Origin of the sequence: Aestuariivirga sp. (genome assembly GCF_046093005.1) — a bacterium.
In the GTDB taxonomy this organism is placed as follows: Bacteria; Pseudomonadota; Alphaproteobacteria; order Rhizobiales; family Aestuariivirgaceae; genus Aestuariivirga.
On the sequence record NZ_JBJTER010000094.1, the window covers coordinates 14,708 to 30,307 of the forward strand.

At 66.7% G+C, this 15,600-nt stretch carries 13 protein-coding genes; 11 read left to right on the plus strand and 2 right to left on the minus strand.

All coding sequences use genetic code 11. From position 1 onward, the window contains the following. Window positions 1–20 precede the first annotated feature (20 nt). Window positions 21–1,823 (minus strand): SLC13 family permease, encoded by a 1,803-nt coding sequence (locus ACKOED_RS08315; protein ID WP_408916136.1) that lies wholly within the window; start codon window positions 1,821–1,823, stop codon window positions 21–23. A 404-nt stretch (window positions 1,824–2,227) separates the two neighbouring features. Here ACKOED_RS08315 and ACKOED_RS08320 point away from each other — a divergent pair, with 404 nt between their 5' ends. Together ACKOED_RS08320 and ACKOED_RS08325 are read left to right on the plus strand one after the other, a co-directional pair. After that, complete coding sequence (locus ACKOED_RS08320) at window positions 2,228–4,054, plus strand: SLC13 family permease (protein WP_408916124.1); 1,827 nt, start codon at window positions 2,228–2,230, stop codon at window positions 4,052–4,054. Window positions 4,055–4,088: 34 nt separating this feature from the next. Next, window positions 4,089–5,291 (plus strand): M20/M25/M40 family metallo-hydrolase, encoded by a 1,203-nt coding sequence (locus ACKOED_RS08325; protein ID WP_408916125.1) that lies wholly within the window; start codon window positions 4,089–4,091, stop codon window positions 5,289–5,291. 15 nt (window positions 5,292–5,306) lie between these two features. Here the strand turns inward: ACKOED_RS08325 and ACKOED_RS08330 are convergent, their stop codons facing one another. Then, complete coding sequence (locus ACKOED_RS08330) at window positions 5,307–6,494, minus strand: hypothetical protein (protein WP_408916126.1); 1,188 nt, start codon at window positions 6,492–6,494, stop codon at window positions 5,307–5,309. Between the two features lie 284 nt (window positions 6,495–6,778). Here ACKOED_RS08330 and ACKOED_RS08335 point away from each other — a divergent pair, with 284 nt between their 5' ends. From ACKOED_RS08335 to ACKOED_RS08375, 9 genes are all read left to right on the plus strand, one after another. Further along, complete coding sequence (locus ACKOED_RS08335; protein ID WP_408916127.1) at window positions 6,779–7,867, plus strand: efflux RND transporter periplasmic adaptor subunit; 1,089 nt, start codon at window positions 6,779–6,781, stop codon at window positions 7,865–7,867. Next, window positions 7,864–10,941 carry an efflux RND transporter permease subunit gene (locus ACKOED_RS08340; RefSeq protein WP_408916128.1) on the plus strand — a complete coding sequence of 1,026 codons (3,078 nt, stop codon included), beginning with the start codon at window positions 7,864–7,866 and terminating at the stop codon, window positions 10,939–10,941. Before ACKOED_RS08335 ends, ACKOED_RS08340 begins: the two co-directional genes overlap by 4 nt. An 8-nt stretch (window positions 10,942–10,949) precedes the next feature. Then, a complete protein-coding gene (locus ACKOED_RS08345; protein WP_408916129.1) occupies window positions 10,950–11,459 on the plus strand; it encodes a Na+/H+ antiporter subunit E in 510 nt (169 codons plus the stop codon). After that, window positions 11,456–11,716 carry a monovalent cation/H+ antiporter complex subunit F gene (locus ACKOED_RS08350; protein ID WP_408916130.1) on the plus strand — a complete coding sequence of 87 codons (261 nt, stop codon included), beginning with the start codon at window positions 11,456–11,458 and terminating at the stop codon, window positions 11,714–11,716. Before ACKOED_RS08345 ends, ACKOED_RS08350 begins: the two co-directional genes overlap by 4 nt. Continuing rightward, entirely contained in the window at window positions 11,706–11,987 is a 282-nt protein-coding gene (locus ACKOED_RS08355; protein ID WP_408916131.1) for a cation:proton antiporter, read from the plus strand. The genes ACKOED_RS08350 and ACKOED_RS08355 overlap by 11 nt, the downstream gene beginning before the upstream one ends. Then, entirely contained in the window at window positions 11,984–12,922 is a 939-nt protein-coding gene (locus ACKOED_RS08360) for a hydrogenase subunit MbhD domain-containing protein (protein ID WP_408916132.1), read from the plus strand. Before ACKOED_RS08355 ends, ACKOED_RS08360 begins: the two co-directional genes overlap by 4 nt. Continuing rightward, entirely contained in the window at window positions 12,919–13,251 is a 333-nt protein-coding gene (locus ACKOED_RS08365) for an NADH-quinone oxidoreductase subunit K (protein WP_408916133.1), read from the plus strand. The genes ACKOED_RS08360 and ACKOED_RS08365 overlap by 4 nt, the downstream gene beginning before the upstream one ends. Continuing rightward, window positions 13,251–14,759 carry a complex I subunit 5 family protein gene (locus ACKOED_RS08370; RefSeq protein WP_408916137.1) on the plus strand — a complete coding sequence of 503 codons (1,509 nt, stop codon included), beginning with the start codon at window positions 13,251–13,253 and terminating at the stop codon, window positions 14,757–14,759. The genes ACKOED_RS08365 and ACKOED_RS08370 overlap by 1 nt, the downstream gene beginning before the upstream one ends. After that, a partial coding sequence (locus ACKOED_RS08375) for a proton-conducting transporter membrane subunit (protein WP_408916134.1) occupies window positions 14,756–15,600 on the plus strand: 845 nt, incomplete at its 3' end. The genes ACKOED_RS08370 and ACKOED_RS08375, both read left to right, overlap by 4 nt.

Sequence of the window (15,600 nt, forward strand, 5' to 3'; positions counted from 1 at the left end):
CGGTTTGAATGCGGCGCCCATCAGAACCGCCAGACGAGCGGCACGAAGAACACCGCCACGATGAAGAACCAGATCATCAGCGGCAGGCCGAGCTTCCAGTAATCGCCGAAGGCATAGCCGCCGGGCTGCATCACCATGAGGTTGGTGGGCGTGGCGATCGGCGTCAGGAACGCCGCCGCGGCGGCGATCGCCGTCGACATCAGCACCGGGTCGGGCGAGACGCCCAGAACCTTGGCCGCGGCGATGCCGATGGGAATGACGATCAGCGCGGTCGCGGTGTTGGAGATGAGCTGGCCCAGCACGGCGGTGAGCAGGAACAGGCCCGCCAGCAGCGCATAGGGGCCGAGGTCGCCGACCGCCGACACGAGATACTCGGCCAAAAGCTGCGCGGCGCCGGTCCGGTCCATGGCGGTTGACAGCGGCATCATGGCGGCGACCATGATCACGGTGGTCCAGTTGATGGCCCGGTAGGCCTGCTCGACGTTCATGATGGCGCTCAGCACCACCGCGCCGGCGGCAAGCATGCCGGCGACGGCGGGCGGAACAATGCCGGTGGCCAGCATCGCCACCATGGCCAGCAGGATGACGACCGCCGGCTTGGCTCCCGGCCCCATCGGCACCGCCTGGCGGCGCACGAGTTCCGGCGCGTTCACCACCAGCACGTCGGGGTCGGCGAGACGTTCGTCCAGCGCCCGCCATGTGCCCTGTAGGAGTAGCGTATCGCCAGCCTGGAGTTCCGCGTCCGGCCCCTCGACTTCGACGCCGCCGCGCGAGATCGCCAGAATGATGAGATCGCCGCTCTCCGTCACCATGCCCGCGAAGGCCTTGGTGCCGATCAGCCCCGAGCGCGGCGGGATCACCACCTCGGCAAGGCCGGAGCTGCGGTTGAAAAGGGTTTCAGCGCCTTCCGCTGCATCCCCTTCCTCGCGCAGCGCCAGATGGGCGCTGGCGGCGAAGCGGGCCGCGGCGTCGGCATCGCCCTTGAGGATCAGATAGTCGCCCTCGGCCATCGCCTCACGGCGCAGCGGCATGCCGGTCTTGCCGTCGAGCATGGTGACGAATTCAAGACCGTGCTCAGCCTTCAGGCCGGCGACCGCGTCACGCCCCTTGCCGGCCAGTGGCGAGGCAGCCCTGACGCGCAGCCGGAACACGCCGCTCGACAACCCGTATTGCTCGATCAGCGTCTGGGCGTGGCGGCTGAAATCGGCCGGCATCGAGGCGCCGTTGCGGAACGGCAGCAGCTTTTCGCCGAACAGCACGATGATCGCCATGGTGCCGATCAGCAGCGGCACGCCGACCAGGGCAAATTCGAAGAAGCCAAAGCCGCCGTAGCCCACGTCCTGCGAGGCTTCCGACACCAGCACATTGACCGGCGAGCCGGTGAGCGCCAGCATCGAACCGGCATGGGCGGCGAAGACGAGCGGCATCAGCAATTGTGAGGAGTGGCGCTTCAGCCGCACCGCCATGACCACCACGACGGGCAGCAAGGCGGCGATGGCGCCATTGAGGCTGATGATGGCGGTGAGCAGCGCTCCGAGGGCCATGGTCAGCACCAGAAGCCGCGCGCGGCTGTCTTCGCCCGCTTTTTCGATCAGCAATTGACCGGCCCAGGCGGTGACGCCGGTCTTTTCGAGCGCCGCCGAAACAACAAACAATGTGGCGATGAACATGACTGCCGGATCGCCATATCCGGCGAGCGCATCGCCGAGCGGCAGGATGCCAGTCGCCCACAGCGACAGGCCAACCGCCATGGCCACCACGACGACGGGCAGCTTGTTGCTCACGAACAGCACCACCGCCACGGCGATGATGAGGAAAATCATTGTGGTCTCACTCACGCGCGGTTCTCCTGACGCATGTCAGCCTCGCCGCGAGCATTCGGAGACGTTGGTCCAACCCAGATAGAAACCCGCAAATTCGCTTCCCCCGAAACCCGGCGTTGACGTGGTTCTGACGGCTCCTGGCAGGAACCTCCGCAATCTGCCCGGCGAACACCGGGCAGCCATCTGACCTAGTGATTGACCGGGCCTACTATTGCTGCCAAACGCCAAAAGTAAAGCGTGATCTTTGTGGTGCAGCCGCAATCTGATGACTTCACCGCTGCCTCCTGCAACTACACGGCTTTATTGCATAACTCCCGCGTGAAGCGTGCAGTTGCCGGTGGCCGGCGACCGGCGCATATGCGGAAGGTGAGACGGCAGGCTGGCAGCTCGGATCGGAAACCAACTTGAACGATACAACTTTCATCTTCGGACTTGTTGCGGCGGTCGTTGGACTGTTCATCTGGGGCCGCTTGCCGGTGATGCTGGTGGCGCTGATGGTGCCGCTGGCCCTGTTTTTTGCGGGAATCTTGCCGCTCGACCAGATTTTTTCTGGCTTCGGCGATCCTATCATCATCTTCATTGTTAGCCTCTTCGTGGTCGCCGCCGGCCTCGAGGCGGCCGGCGTGACGGCCTGGGTCGGCCTCTGGCTGGCGCGCCTGGTGGGGGCGAGCCCGGTCAAGCTGTCGGTGTTCGCGGTGATCATCGTGGCGCTGCTCAGCCCGCTGATCAGCCAGAGCGGCGCTGTCGCGGCCCTGGTGCCGGTGGTGATGCTGATGGCGCTCCGCATGAAGGAGTCGCCCTCGAAATTCCTGATGCCGCTGGCGTTTTCTTCCGCCGCCGGGTCGATGCTGGCGTTGACCGGCACATCGAAGAACGTGCTGGTGTCCAGCGCTGCGGCGAATGCCGGCTATGGCGCATTTGGGTTTTTCGAATTCGCCTGGGCCGGAATCCCGCTGCTTCTCGGAACGCTGCTGATCGTGGCGGCGCTCGGACGCCGCCTGCTGCCGGATCGCAGATCCCCCAACCTGCCGGAAGACTTTGGCCAGCATGCGCACACGCTCACAGAGCAATATGCCGTGGGAAGCACCTCTCAGTTGTATGGCGTGCTGGCGGCGTCGCCGCTGCTGGGAAAGACCCGCGAAACGCTCGACCAGGCCTCCGGCGTGAGTCTGATCGCGATCTCCGGGCTGGCGCCGGATGAAACGTCATCCAAGACCTTCGCGGTTGGCGACGTTCTTGTTTTGCGCGGCGATCCGGAAGCCTTGCGCCAATATGCCGAGGTGAACCGCCTTGGCGCGGTGGCTGAGACGGAAGGCAGCATCGCCGATATCCTGTTCAACAGGCAGTCGGGCCTTGCCGAGGTGGTGGTGAAGCCGCGCTCGAAACTGATCGGCACGGTGATGTCACCCGGCACCGTCACCGAGAGCGGCCAGCTGGTGGTGGTGGCGATCCAGCGCAATGGCGAGGACATCGGCGGCGCCCACACCGGCGACGGCGATACCGCGCCGGGCGTTACCCTTCAGGCCGGCGATCACCTGCTGCTCCAGGGCACCTGGCGGGCGCTGGAGCGCATCGCTGCCGACCCCGACGTGATGATGGTCGACTCGCCCGATGCGGTGCGCCGCCAGGCGGTGCCGCTCGGCCCCGGCTCCACGACGATGCTGGCGATCCTGGCGGCAATGGTGCTGGTGCTCGCCACCGGCATCCTGCCAGCACCCGTCGGCGTGCTGCTTGCCGCGATGGCGGTGATCGCCGCCGGCATCATTACCGTGCCGCAGGCCTACCGGGCCATCGACTGGAATACCGTCATTCTGGTCGCCTCGATGATCCCGCTCTCCACCGCCATGTATCGCTCCGGCGCGGCCACCCAGCTCGCCGATCTGCTGGTCGCCGCCGTCGGCGGCTCGAGCCCCACCATGCTGGTGGCGGGCCTGTTCGTGCTGACCGCGCTCCTCGGCCAGGTCATTTCCAACACCGCCACGACGATGATCATGATACCGATTGCAATCACCGCGGCGGGCGAACTCGGCGTCTCGGCCAAGCCGGTGCTGATGTCGCTCAATGTCGGCGCGTCGGCGGCCTTCCTGACGCCGGTGGCCACGGCCACCAACCTGATCGTCATGGGGCCGGGCGGCTACCGTTTCAGCGACTACTGGAAGCTTGGCAGCGTGATGATGCTGCTATACTTCGCCGTCGCTGTATTCTGGGTACCGCTGGTGTGGCGGTTCTGATATCCATCCATTCGTCAACAACGGAGTGATACGCATGTCTTCTCCCGCCGATCTTCTGGATGCCAAGTCCGCCGAAGCCCATCTTCTGCGCTTTCTCGCCATCGACGGCGTCACCGGTGAAGAGAAGGCCATCGCCGAGGCGGTGATCGACGAACTGGTCAAGGTGGGCGTGCCAAAGAGCGCCATCCGCATTGACGACGCCAACACGCGCATTCCCGTGCCGACCCAGACCGGCAACCTGATCGTCGATCTGCCGGGAACGGCGGAAGGCCCGCATCTCCTGTTCTCCACCCATCTCGACACCGTGCCGATGTGCCGCGGCGCCAAGCCCAGGGTGGAGGGCCGCCGCGTCGTCTCCGATGGCACGACCGCGCTCGGCGGCGACAACCGCACCGGCTGCGGCGTGCTGGTGAGCCTCGCCGAAACGCTGATCAAGCACAAGCTGCCACATCCGAAAATCACGCTGCTGTTCACCGTGCGCGAAGAGAGCGGCTTGCACGGCGCGCGCGAGCTCAACCCGAAGGATTTGGGCGGCGCCACCATGTGCATCAATGTCGACAGCCAGAAGCCGGCCGATCTGATCACCGGCGCGGTCGGCCAGGAGAACTGGGAAGTCGAAATCAAGGGCCGCGCCTCGCATGCGGGCCTCGCGCCGGACCAGGGCATCTCGGCCACGCTGGTGGGCGCGCTGGGGCTCGCTAACGCCAGGCGCGACGGCTGGTTCGGCAAGATCGAGAAGCCCAATGGCAAGGGCACGTCGAATGTCGGCATCTTTGGCGGCAAGAACGGCAAGGCGGCGGGCGATGCCACCAACGTCGTGACCGACTATGCCTGGATGCGCGGCGAGGCGCGGAGCCCTGAACTGACTTTCGCCGCCGAAATCGCCGAAGCCTATGCCCGCGCTTTCGAGGAGGCGAAGCAGGCGGTGAAAGCAACCGATGGCGCGGTGGCCGAGGTGAAGTTCACCCATGTCAAGGCCTATCCGCCGTTCCATCTTGCCGATGACGCGCCCGTCGTGACGCGCGCGGTGAAGGCGCTGGAAACGCTGGGCCTCAAGCCGAACCTGGTATTCTCGCCGGGCGGGCTTGATGCCAACTGGCTCGACAAGCACGGCATCCCCACCGTCACCATCGGCGCCGGCCAGCGCGAGGTTCACACCGTCAAGGAATATGTCGAACTCGACGAATATGTGACGGGCTGCAAGATCGCGGTCGCGGCGGCGACGCTGAAGGATTGACCTTCCGCAGCACTCTCAGAAATAGAAACGCATGCCGGTCAGGACGCCATAGGCGTCCTGATAATCCGTACCAAGATCATCCTGGTAGGTGAACTTGCGGATGCCGCCATAGAGATCGAGCGAGGCGGCATCGAGGCTCTGCACGCCGTAGATGCCGTAATTCACCGTCCGGGCGCCGTCAGAGAGAAAATCATAGCCGCTGTAATAGTCGACGGAGAGCGCCGTATCGCCAATCTCGAAGACATCCTTGCGCCAGCCGGCCCGGCCCCAGACATAGCTTGCGCCATCGATCTGCTGGCCGAGCGAGACGGCAAGATTGAGCCCGGTCGGCCCGTGCACCACGGTTCCCGAGCCCGCCACCCGCCGCGTATCCTCGCCGCCGGGATTGTCCAGCCACTGGTAGCTGGCAGCCGCCCTGATCGCGAAATCGCCGATCTCGCCGGTCCAGCGCGCGGCCACGTCATAATAATGCCTGTCGTCCTCCTGGACGAGAATGTTCTTCCCGTAGGAGGTTGACAGCATCACGCCGCCAAAGACCGGCGTGTCATAGCGGGCGCGAAACCGCCGGGCGCCGTCGAAACTGTTGTTCACCGCGCCAACGGTGACGCTGGTCAGCTCGCCGCCGCTGCCGCGGAAGCGGAACGAGCCGAAGCCGTCACTGGAATCGGTCGCGCCGGCAACGAAGGTGAAGGAATCGTCCAGTCCCGCCGTGCCGTCCGAGGCTGAGCTGCCCTGTCCGAGCGACAGCGTGCCGTAACGGCCATCTCCGGCCACTTCGAACCAGCGCAGCCAGACCGGATCCCAGTTGATCCACTCCGGCGTGTAGTCCTGCGAGACCATGGCGCTGTTACGAAAGCCCAGCGCCGTCTCGAAGCGGGCCCGGAGCAGGATGCCATCAGCCGGCTGGGTGAGCACAAAGCCGACGCGGGAGTTCCAGTTGCCGTTATCGACGATGCCGCTGGTGAATTCCTCGCCATCGTTGAAGCCCTGGTAGGTTGGGTTGAACTGACCGTAAAACCGCATCTCGCCGCCAGAGAAGAGCTTGAAGGTCAGCGGCGGGTCGAAGACGTCCGATTCGATCGGCAGTTCCTCCACGAGCCCATCGTAATCGAAATCGCCCTTCTGTTGTTCCTGGGCGATCGCCGCTGTCGCCCACAGCGCCAGAAAGCACGACAGGCCATACCCCGTGGTTGACGTCTTCATGTTTCCTCCCAGCGCCGCCATGGCCGGTATCGATCATCACCGAAGTCTTGTCACCGATTCCACTTCCATACAATGAGCCAGCGGCAGCAAGTCCGGCCGTTTCGCGCGCTATCAGGCAGCGGCGGTTCGCACACGAAATTTGTGATTGCCCCCGCGCATGATATGCAACTTTTTGTACCGGTCAGGCGTCTTTGCCCCGCCGCCGGAGAACGAGAGAATGAACTTGCAAGCACTCTGGCCCCGCCGTAAGCCGATTGCGAAAGAATACTCTGTGAGGTGACGTTATGATCCTGTCTTGCAGAGGCCGCGGCGCACTCTCGGCAGTTGCGCTTGCTGTGGTGCTCGGCGCCTGCGAGCAGCAAGCCGAAGCGCCGCCTCCTGAGCCCCGCCAGGTGCGCAGCGTGGTGATCGAGCAGCGCGATGCGGCCGGCGCCATAACCCTCACGGGCCGGATCGAAGCCGAGGACGAGGTGCCGCTGGCGTTCCGCATCTCCGGACGGCTGCTCGAAAACAATGGCGTCCTGGGCGCCCGGGTGGCGAGCGGCGACCTTGTTGCCCGCCTCGAACCGCAGAACGAAGAAAACCAGCTGATCGCCGATTCCGCGGCGCTGTCCGCCGCCGAGGCGCAGTACAACCAGGCGCGCGGCCATTATGAGCGCCAGCGCACGCTGTTCGAGCAGGGCTGGGCGACGCGCGCCAATTTCGAACTCGCCGAGAAGGGCATGAAGACGGCGGCCTCGCAGGTCGAGGCGGCGCGCGCCCGGCTCAACGCCGCCGAAGACCTGCTGGGCTTCACCGAACTCCGCGCCGACCAGGACGGCGTCATCACCGACGTGGGCCCCGCCGCCGGCGAGGTGGTGCAGGCCGGGCAGATGATCGTCCGTGTAGCCCGGCAGGACGGCCGCGACGCGGTGTTCGACGTGCCGGCCCAGGTCATCCGTTCGGCGCCAGCTGACCCGGAGATTACGGTGGCGCTGGCCGATGATCCTTCGGTGACCGTGAAAGGCCATGTTCGCGAAGTTTCGCCGCAGGCCGACCCCGTGACGCGCACCTTCAAGGTCAAGGTGACGCTCGAAAATCCACCCGAGGCGATGCGGCTTGGCTCCACGGTGAACGGCAGCATGCAGACCACGGAAGAGCCGGTCATCGAAATTCCGGCAAGCGCGCTGACGCGCAGTAACCAGCAGCCCGCCGTGTGGGTGGTGGACCCCGCGGCGCTTACCGTGTCGCTGCGCCCGGTCGAGATCAAGCGCCATGGCGAGGACTTCATCGCCGTATCAGGCGGGCTTGAAAAGGGCGACATCGTGGTCACCGCCGGCGTCCAGGCGCTCGTTCCCGGACAAAAGGTCAGGCTGCCCGGAAGCCAGCCATGAGCGGTTTCAATCTTTCCGAATGGGCGCTGAAGCACCGCTCGATCACCATCTACCTGATGATCATCGCGGTGTTCGCAGGCCTCGCCTCCTATTACCGCCTTGGGCGCAGCGAAGACCCGAGCTTCATCATCAAGACCATGGTGGTGCAGGCGGCCTGGCCCGGCGCCACCGTGGAAGAAACCATGAAGCAGGTGACCGAGCGCCTGGAACGGACGCTACAGGAAACCCCGCACCTCGACTTCCTGCGCAGCTTCACCAGGGCCGGCGTTTCGACGATCTTCGTCACCCTCGACGGCAAGACCAACGCCCAGCAAGTGGCCGACACCTGGTATCATGTGCGGAAAAGCGTGGACGACATGCGCCACACCTTGCCGGCGGGCGTGGTGGGCCCGGGCTTCAATGACGATTTCGGCGATACGTTCGGCATTATCTATGGCGTCACCGCCGACGGCTTCAGCCACCGCGAGCTGCGCGACCATGTGGAAGCCCTGCGCTCGAAGCTGTTGGGGGTTCCCGATGTCTCCAAGATCGAACTGCTCGGCGTGCAGGACGAACAGATCTTCGTCGAGTTCTCGATGCCGGAACTGGCCCAGCTGGGCATCGACCGGACGGCGCTGCTGGCGGCCCTCCAGGCCCAGACCGCGGTGCGGCCGGCTGGCCGCATCGAGACCGGCGACGAAACCATCTCGCTCAGGGTTTCAGGCTCATTCGAGAGCGAGCAGGACATCCGCGAGGTGAATTTCGCGGTCGGCGGCCGCGTGCTGCGCCTGGCCGACATTGCCACCGTGCGGCGCGGCTATGCCGACCCGCCGCAGCCCATGTTCCGCGTCAACGGCACGCCGGCCATCGGGCTTGCCATCGCCATGCGCGAAGGCGGCGACATTCTGGCGCTGGGCAAGAACGTGACCGCGGCCGTCGATGCCGCCAAGGCGGAACTGCCGCTGGGCATCGAGCCCATTCTGGTGGCCGACCAGGCGGTGACGGTTGAAACCGCGATCTCCGAATTCATGTCGTCGCTCTGGCAGGCGGTGGGCATCATCCTGGCGGTTAGCTTCATCAGCCTTGGCGTCAGGCCGGGCCTGGTGATCGCCATGGCGATCCCGCTCACCCTGGCGATCGTCTTCGTCGTGATGGATCTCATGGGAATCGACATGCAGCGCATTTCGCTGGGCGCGCTCATCATCGCGCTGGCGCTGCTGGTCGACGACGCGATGACCACGACGGATGCCATGCTCAACCGGCTGGGACAAGGCGACGACAAGGTGGCGGCCGCAACCTTCGCCTACCGCACCTATGCCTATGCCATGCTGGCCGGCACCTTCGTGACCATGGCGGGCTTCGTGCCGGTGGGCTTTGCCGCGAGCTCGGCCGGCGAATACACCTTCTCGCTGTTCGCGGTGGTCAGCATCGCGCTTGTCGTGTCATGGTTCGTGGCGGTGGTGTTCGCGCCCTTGCTCGGCATCGCCATCCTGAAGCCGCCCAAGGCCAGCAGCGGCGGCCCCGGCATCGTCTATCGCAGCTATCGCGCCCTCCTGTCGCAGGCCATCAGGTTCAAATACCTGACGATTGCCGTCACCATCGGGATGTTCGTGGCCGCGCTCTTGGCGATGCCGCTGATCCCGCGGCAGTTCTTTCCCTCCTCGGACCGGCCGGAACTGCTCGTCGATATCAGCTTGCCGCAGAACGCCTCGATCTACGCCAGCGAGGCGGCGGCCGCGCGTTTCGACGCCCTGCTCAGGGAGGATCCGGACGTCGCGCGGTGGAGCACCAATGTGGGCCGCGGCGCCATCCGCTTCTACCTGCCGCTGAACGTGCAGTTGCCCAACAACTTCTTCACCCAGGCGGTGGTGGTGGCCAGGGACGTGGCGGCGCGCGAGCGGCTGCAGGTGAAGCTGGAGGCGGCGCTGGCCGAGAACTTCCCCAATGCGGTGAGCCGTGTCTATCCGCTGGAGCTTGGCCCGCCGGTCGGCTGGCCCGTGCAATACCGCGTCAGCGGCCCCAATATTTCGGAGGTGCGCGAGATCGCGCTGAAGCTGGCGGCGGTGATGTCCGCCAACCAGGACACCAAGAATGTCAACTTTGACTGGATCGGCCCAGCCCGCCAGCTGCGCATCCAGATCAACCAGGACGAGGCGCGCAGGCTGGGCCTGAGTTCGCAGTCGCTGGCGCAGATCCTGCAGACGGTCGTATCCGGCGTTCCGGTGACGCAGATCAGGGACGATATCTATCTCATCAATGTTGTGGCGCGCGGCATCGACGACCAGCGGGTGTCGATCGACGGGCTGCGCACGCTGCAGGTTCCGCTGCCCAGCGGACGCACCGTGCCGCTCTCCCAGTTCGCCCGCTTCGACTATGAGCAGGAATATCCGCTGATCTGGCGGCGTGACCGGGTGCCGAACCTCACCGTGCAATCCGATATCCGGCCCGGCATCCTGCCAGAACAGGTGGTGAGCGCGCTGGAGAAGCCAATCGCCGCGCTCTCCGCGGCGCTGCCCGCGGGCTATGCCATCACCGTGGGCGGCACGGTGGAGGAAAGCGCCAAGTCGCAGGCCTCGGTGCTGGCGGTGGTGCCGGTGATGATCTTCATCATGCTCACCGTCCTGATGTTCCAGCTTCAGGGGTTCCAGCGGCTGTTCATCGTGCTGAGCGTGGGTCCGCTGGGGCTGATCGGCGTGGTGGGCGCGCTGCTGCTCTCGGGCCGGCCCCTCGGCTTCGTCGCCATTCTCGGCATCCTGGCGCTGCTTGGCATGATCACCAAGAACGCGGTGATCCTGCTTGGCCAGATCGACGCCGAGCGCGCCCAGGGCAAGGACGTGGTGCAGGCGGCGATCGACGCCAGCGCCGCCCGCTTCCGGCCGATCATCCTAACCGCCATCTCCACCGTGCTCGGCATGATCCCCATCGCCTGGACGGTGTTCTGGGGGCCGATGGCCTTCGCCATCATGGGCGGGCTGCTGGTGGCCACCATCCTCACCCTCATCTTCCTGCCGACGCTCTACGTCGCATGGTTCGGATGGCGCGAAGGTGCGAAGGGCCGCGCGCCGGACGGAGAACCAGCACAGGCGGCGGAGTAGCAGCGCCAATGGCGGCGCCCCCGGCTCAGCTCGGCTTTGCGTTGGGGCCGTTCGTGCTGCGCTGGGCGGGCTACATGCTGTTCTGGGTGGTGCTGGCCGGCACCGGCACGAAGGACCTGGCGGCGGGTGCGGCCGCCGCCGCCTGCGCCAGCTGGGTGAGCCTCAAGCTTCTGGGGCCGGGAGCGCTTTCCTTCAGGCTTGCAAAGATACCGCGCCTGTTCGCGCAATTTCTGTGGCAGAGCGCGTTGGCGGGAACCACGGTGGCGCTGATGGCGCTGACGCCCTCCCTGCCGCTCAAGCCCGGCACCATCCGCTACCGCACGGCGTTCCGGCAAGGCACGCGGCGCCAGGCCTTCACCACCTTCGCCAGCCTGCTGCCCGGCACGCTGCCACTGGGCGATGACGGCGCCGACGCCATCGCCGTTCACTGCCTTGATACGACCCAGCCGGTCGCGGCACAGCTTGGCGCCGAGGAGGAGAAGCTCCGCGCCGCCTTCGCGCGCGAGGCGGCCTCATGAGCGCCCTGTATTTCGGAACCGCGGCCTTCATCCTGGTGATGATCGCGCTTGGGCTGTTGCGCATCCTGCGCGGATCGGGTTCGGCGGACCGGCTGATGGCGGCGCAGATCATCGGGTCTGGCGGTGTCGCGGTGCTGCTGCTGCTGTCGGCGGCGATGCAACTGCCGGCGATCGCCGATGTGGCGCTGATGCTCGCCATCCTGGCGGTGTTCGCATCGGTGGGCTTCGTGAACTGGGGCAGCGGCCATGATGGTTGATGGTTTCACCACGGTGATGATCATCGCGGGCGCCTTGCTGTTCATGGCCGGAACCGTGGGGCTGATCCGCTTCCCGGACCGGCTGAGCCGGCTTCATGCGCTGACCAAGGTGGACAATCTGGGGCTTGGGCTGATCGTCGCGGGGCTGGTTCCGCAGGGTGGCGCGTGGCTGGCGCTGAAGCTGGTTGCGGCCTGGCTGCTGGTGCAGCTGTCCGCCGCGATCGTCACCCAGATCATCGGGCGCGCCGTGCGCGACAGCGATCCGCCGTGACGGAACTCATCTTCAATATCCTGCTCGTCGCCCTGGTGCTGGCGGCCGGCGCCTGGAGCATCCTGGTGCGCGAGACGATGACCGCGGTCATCATGTTCATCGCCTATGGCCTGCTGCTGTCACTGGCCTGGGTCAGGCTCGGCGCCATCGACGTGGCGCTGACCGAGGCCGCGATCGGCAGCGGCGTCACCGGCATGTTGCTGATCGCCGCGGCGGGCAAGTTCGCCGCCGATCCCGAAGCCTGCCGCATGCCGGCGCTCTCCAGCCGGCTGGCGGCCGCCGTGCTTTCCGTGGGCGTGGCCACGGCACTCGGCGCGCTTGTGTTGCTGTTGCCCGCGGAACCGGTTTCCCTTGCGGGCCAAGCGATGCAGGCCCTGCCGGAGACCGGGCTCGGCAACCCGGTGGCGGGTGTGCTGTTCGTGTTCCGCGCCTTCGATACGTTGTTGGAGAAGGTAGTTCTGCTGCTCGCCCTGCTGGGTGTGTGGTCGCTGGCGCGGGATGAGGATTGGGGCGGCGCTCCCGCTCTCAAGCCTCTGGCGCAGCCGGGCGGCGTACTGCCGCTGCTGGCCCGCACCCTACCGCCGGCCGGCATCACCTACGGCATCTACATGACATGGGCGGGCGCTGATGTTCCGGGCGGCGCCTTTCAGGGCGGAACAGTTCTGGCGGCCATGTGGATCTTGCTCGTGCTGGCGGGCCTGACGCGCTTTCCGGCGGTGAGTTCCATGTGGCTGCGCGCCGCCGTCGCAACCGGGCCCGTGGTGTTTCTGGTCATCGGCCTTGCCGGCTTCCTCAATCCCGGCCTGTTCCTCGCCTATCCCGAGGGCTTCGCCAAGCCGCTGATCGTGGTGATGGAACTGGCCCTCACCCTGTCGATCGCGGTGATCCTCAGCCTTCTCGTCGCCGGGCCGCCGGCAAGGCCCGGCGCGCCATGAGCATTGCCGACATCAGCTGGGTGGCGGGCTCCATGCTGACCGGGCTTGGCGTCTACGGCCTGCTGGCGAGCCCGCATCCGCTGCGCAAGCTTCTGGCGCTCAATCTTTTGGGCTCGGGCATTTTCCTGTTGTTCGGCGTCATCGCCCGGCGTGGCGCGGCGGCGGGGCTTGGCGGCGATCCGGTGCCGCAGGCGCTGATCATCACGGCGATCGTCGTTGCCTTTTCGGCCACCGCCATCGCCATCGCGCTGCTGCTGCGCCTTCAGGCGGAAGCCGGCAGCGCGGCGCTCGACGAACAAGAGCCGCGCCAGGAGGATGAGGAGCCGTGATGCCGCTCCAGGCCATCGCCACGGCCGGGGCCACGCCGGGCGGTTATCTTCTGGTGCTCGCCATCGTGCTGCCGGCGGTGGCCATCGTGGCGCTGTTCATGCTGGGCGGGCGCTGGGGCCCGCGCGCCACGGCACTCGCGCTCACGGCGCAGATCATCATCGCGCTCCGCGTGCTCGGCCTCGTTTGGGCAACCGGCCAGCCGCTGGCCTATGTGGTGGGCGGCTTCGCGCCGCCGCTCGGCATCGCGCTCCGGGCCGATGGCATCTCCGCCGTCATGATGCTGACCGCGGCTATCATCGCAGCGGCCGCGGCGCTTTATGCCTGGCGCGACTATGGTCCGCGGCCCGATGGCGTGGAGCGGCGGAGTTCGCTGGTGTTCCTGGCCTCGCTGCTGGCTATCGGCGCGGCGCTCAACCTGCTGTTCACAAGTTCCGACCTGTTCAATCTCTATGTCGGGCTGGAACTCGTCACCTTCGCGGCGATTCCCATCGTCAGCCTCAAGGGCAGCGCCGAGACGCTGCGGGCCGCGCTGCGCTATCTGCTGTTCGCGGTATTCGGCTCGATGCTCTATCTTCTGGGTATCGTGCTGATCTACGGCGCTTATGGCACGCTCGACATCGCCATGCTGGCGGCCAGCGTCCAGCCGGATGGGATTACGCTGCTCGCCGCGGGGCTGGCCACGGCGGGGCTTCTCGCCAAGACGGCGCTGTTTCCGTTCCATCTCTGGCTGCCGCCCGCCCATGCCGGAGCGCCGGCGGCGGGAAGCGCGGTGCTCTCGGCACTGGTTGTGAAGGGCAGCCTGTTCCTGCTGATGCGGCTGTGGTTCGACGCGCTGCCCGCCATCCGTGAGCCCGCCGCCATGCAGCTGCTCGCCGCGCTCGGCGCAGCGGCGGTGATTTTGGGCTCGATCGCGGCGCTGCGCCAGCAGCGGCTCAAGCTGCTGGTGGCTTATTCGACGGTGGCGCAGATTGGCTACATGTTCTTCGTCTTCACGCTGGCGCCAGCCGCGCCGGGTGAGGCTGGGCTCGCCACGACCGCCTGGACGGGCGGCTGGATGCAGATCGTGGCGCATGCCTTCGCCAAGGCGGCGATGTTCATGGCCGCCGGCCTGGTGGTGGAGGCGCTGGGCCATGACCGGATCTCCCGTCTCGCGGGCCTCGGTAAAGGCCTGCCGCTTGTCACACTGTGTTTTGCGGTGAGCGGACTGTCGTTGATGGGCATCCCGCCGAGCGGCGGCTTCAGCGCCAAATGGTTGCTCCTCATGGCGGCGCTCGGCCAGGGCCACTGGCTGTGGGCCACGGTGATCGTGGCGGGCGGGGTGCTGGCCGGCGCCTATGTCTTCCGCGTGCTCGGCCAGATGATGGCGGATGCGCCGCCAGGCGTCACTGTCAAACCCGTGAGCCACACGCAGCAGATGGTGGCGCTCGGCCTCGCGCTGGTGGCTGTCGTACTTGGCCTCCTGCCGCTGGAGCCCGCGCCGATCCTTGAAATCGGGAGGGCGCCATGAGTCTGCTGCTGATGCTCACGCTCGGTGGGCCGCTCGTCCTGCTGCTGATGCTGGCGGTGAAGCCATTGCAGGCGCTCGTTGTCAGGCTGCTGGCGCTGGCCCCGCTGCCCGGCCTGCTGCTGGCGCTGGCGAGCCGCGGCGAGGTAGCCTGGGCCTTGCGCCTTCCCGGCGGCTGGCGCTTCGGGCTCGATGAGGCGGGCGCCATGCTGCTCGGCGCTTCGGCGCTGCTCTGGTGCGCGGCCGGGGCCTGCGCCAGCATCTGGCTGAAGGACAAGCCGCGAGCCGCGCCCTTCGCCATGTGGTGGCTGCTGACGCTGATCGGCAGCCTTGGCGTGTTCGCCGCCGCCGACCTTGCAAGTTTCTATCTGCTGTATGCCGCCGCGAGTCTTCCCGCTTATGGGCTGCTCGTCTGGAATGGCGGCGCCGCGGAGCGCCGCGCCGGCAGGCTGACGCTTGCCGCCGCGCTGCTTGGCGAGGCGCTGCTGCTGGCGGCTTTCGTGCTGCTGGCGGTGGCGGCTCCAGGCCACAGCCTGCTGATCGCCGATGGCGTCGCGGCACTCGCCGCCTCGCCGTTCCGGGATGTGGTGATCGCCCTTCTGATCCTCGGTTTCGGGCTGAAGATCGGCCTTGTGCCGCTGCACGCCTGGATGCCGCTCAGCTATGCGGCGGGCCCGCTGTTGGCGGCGGCGGCGCTGAGCGGGGCCACCTCCAAGGCCGGCGTCATCGGGCTGATCCGGTTTCTCCCCTTCGAAGGTGCGATGCAAGGCTGGGGCACGGCGCTGCTGGTCGCGGGACTGTTCGCGGGCTTCTATGGCATCGGCGCTGGCCTGTGGCAGCGGAA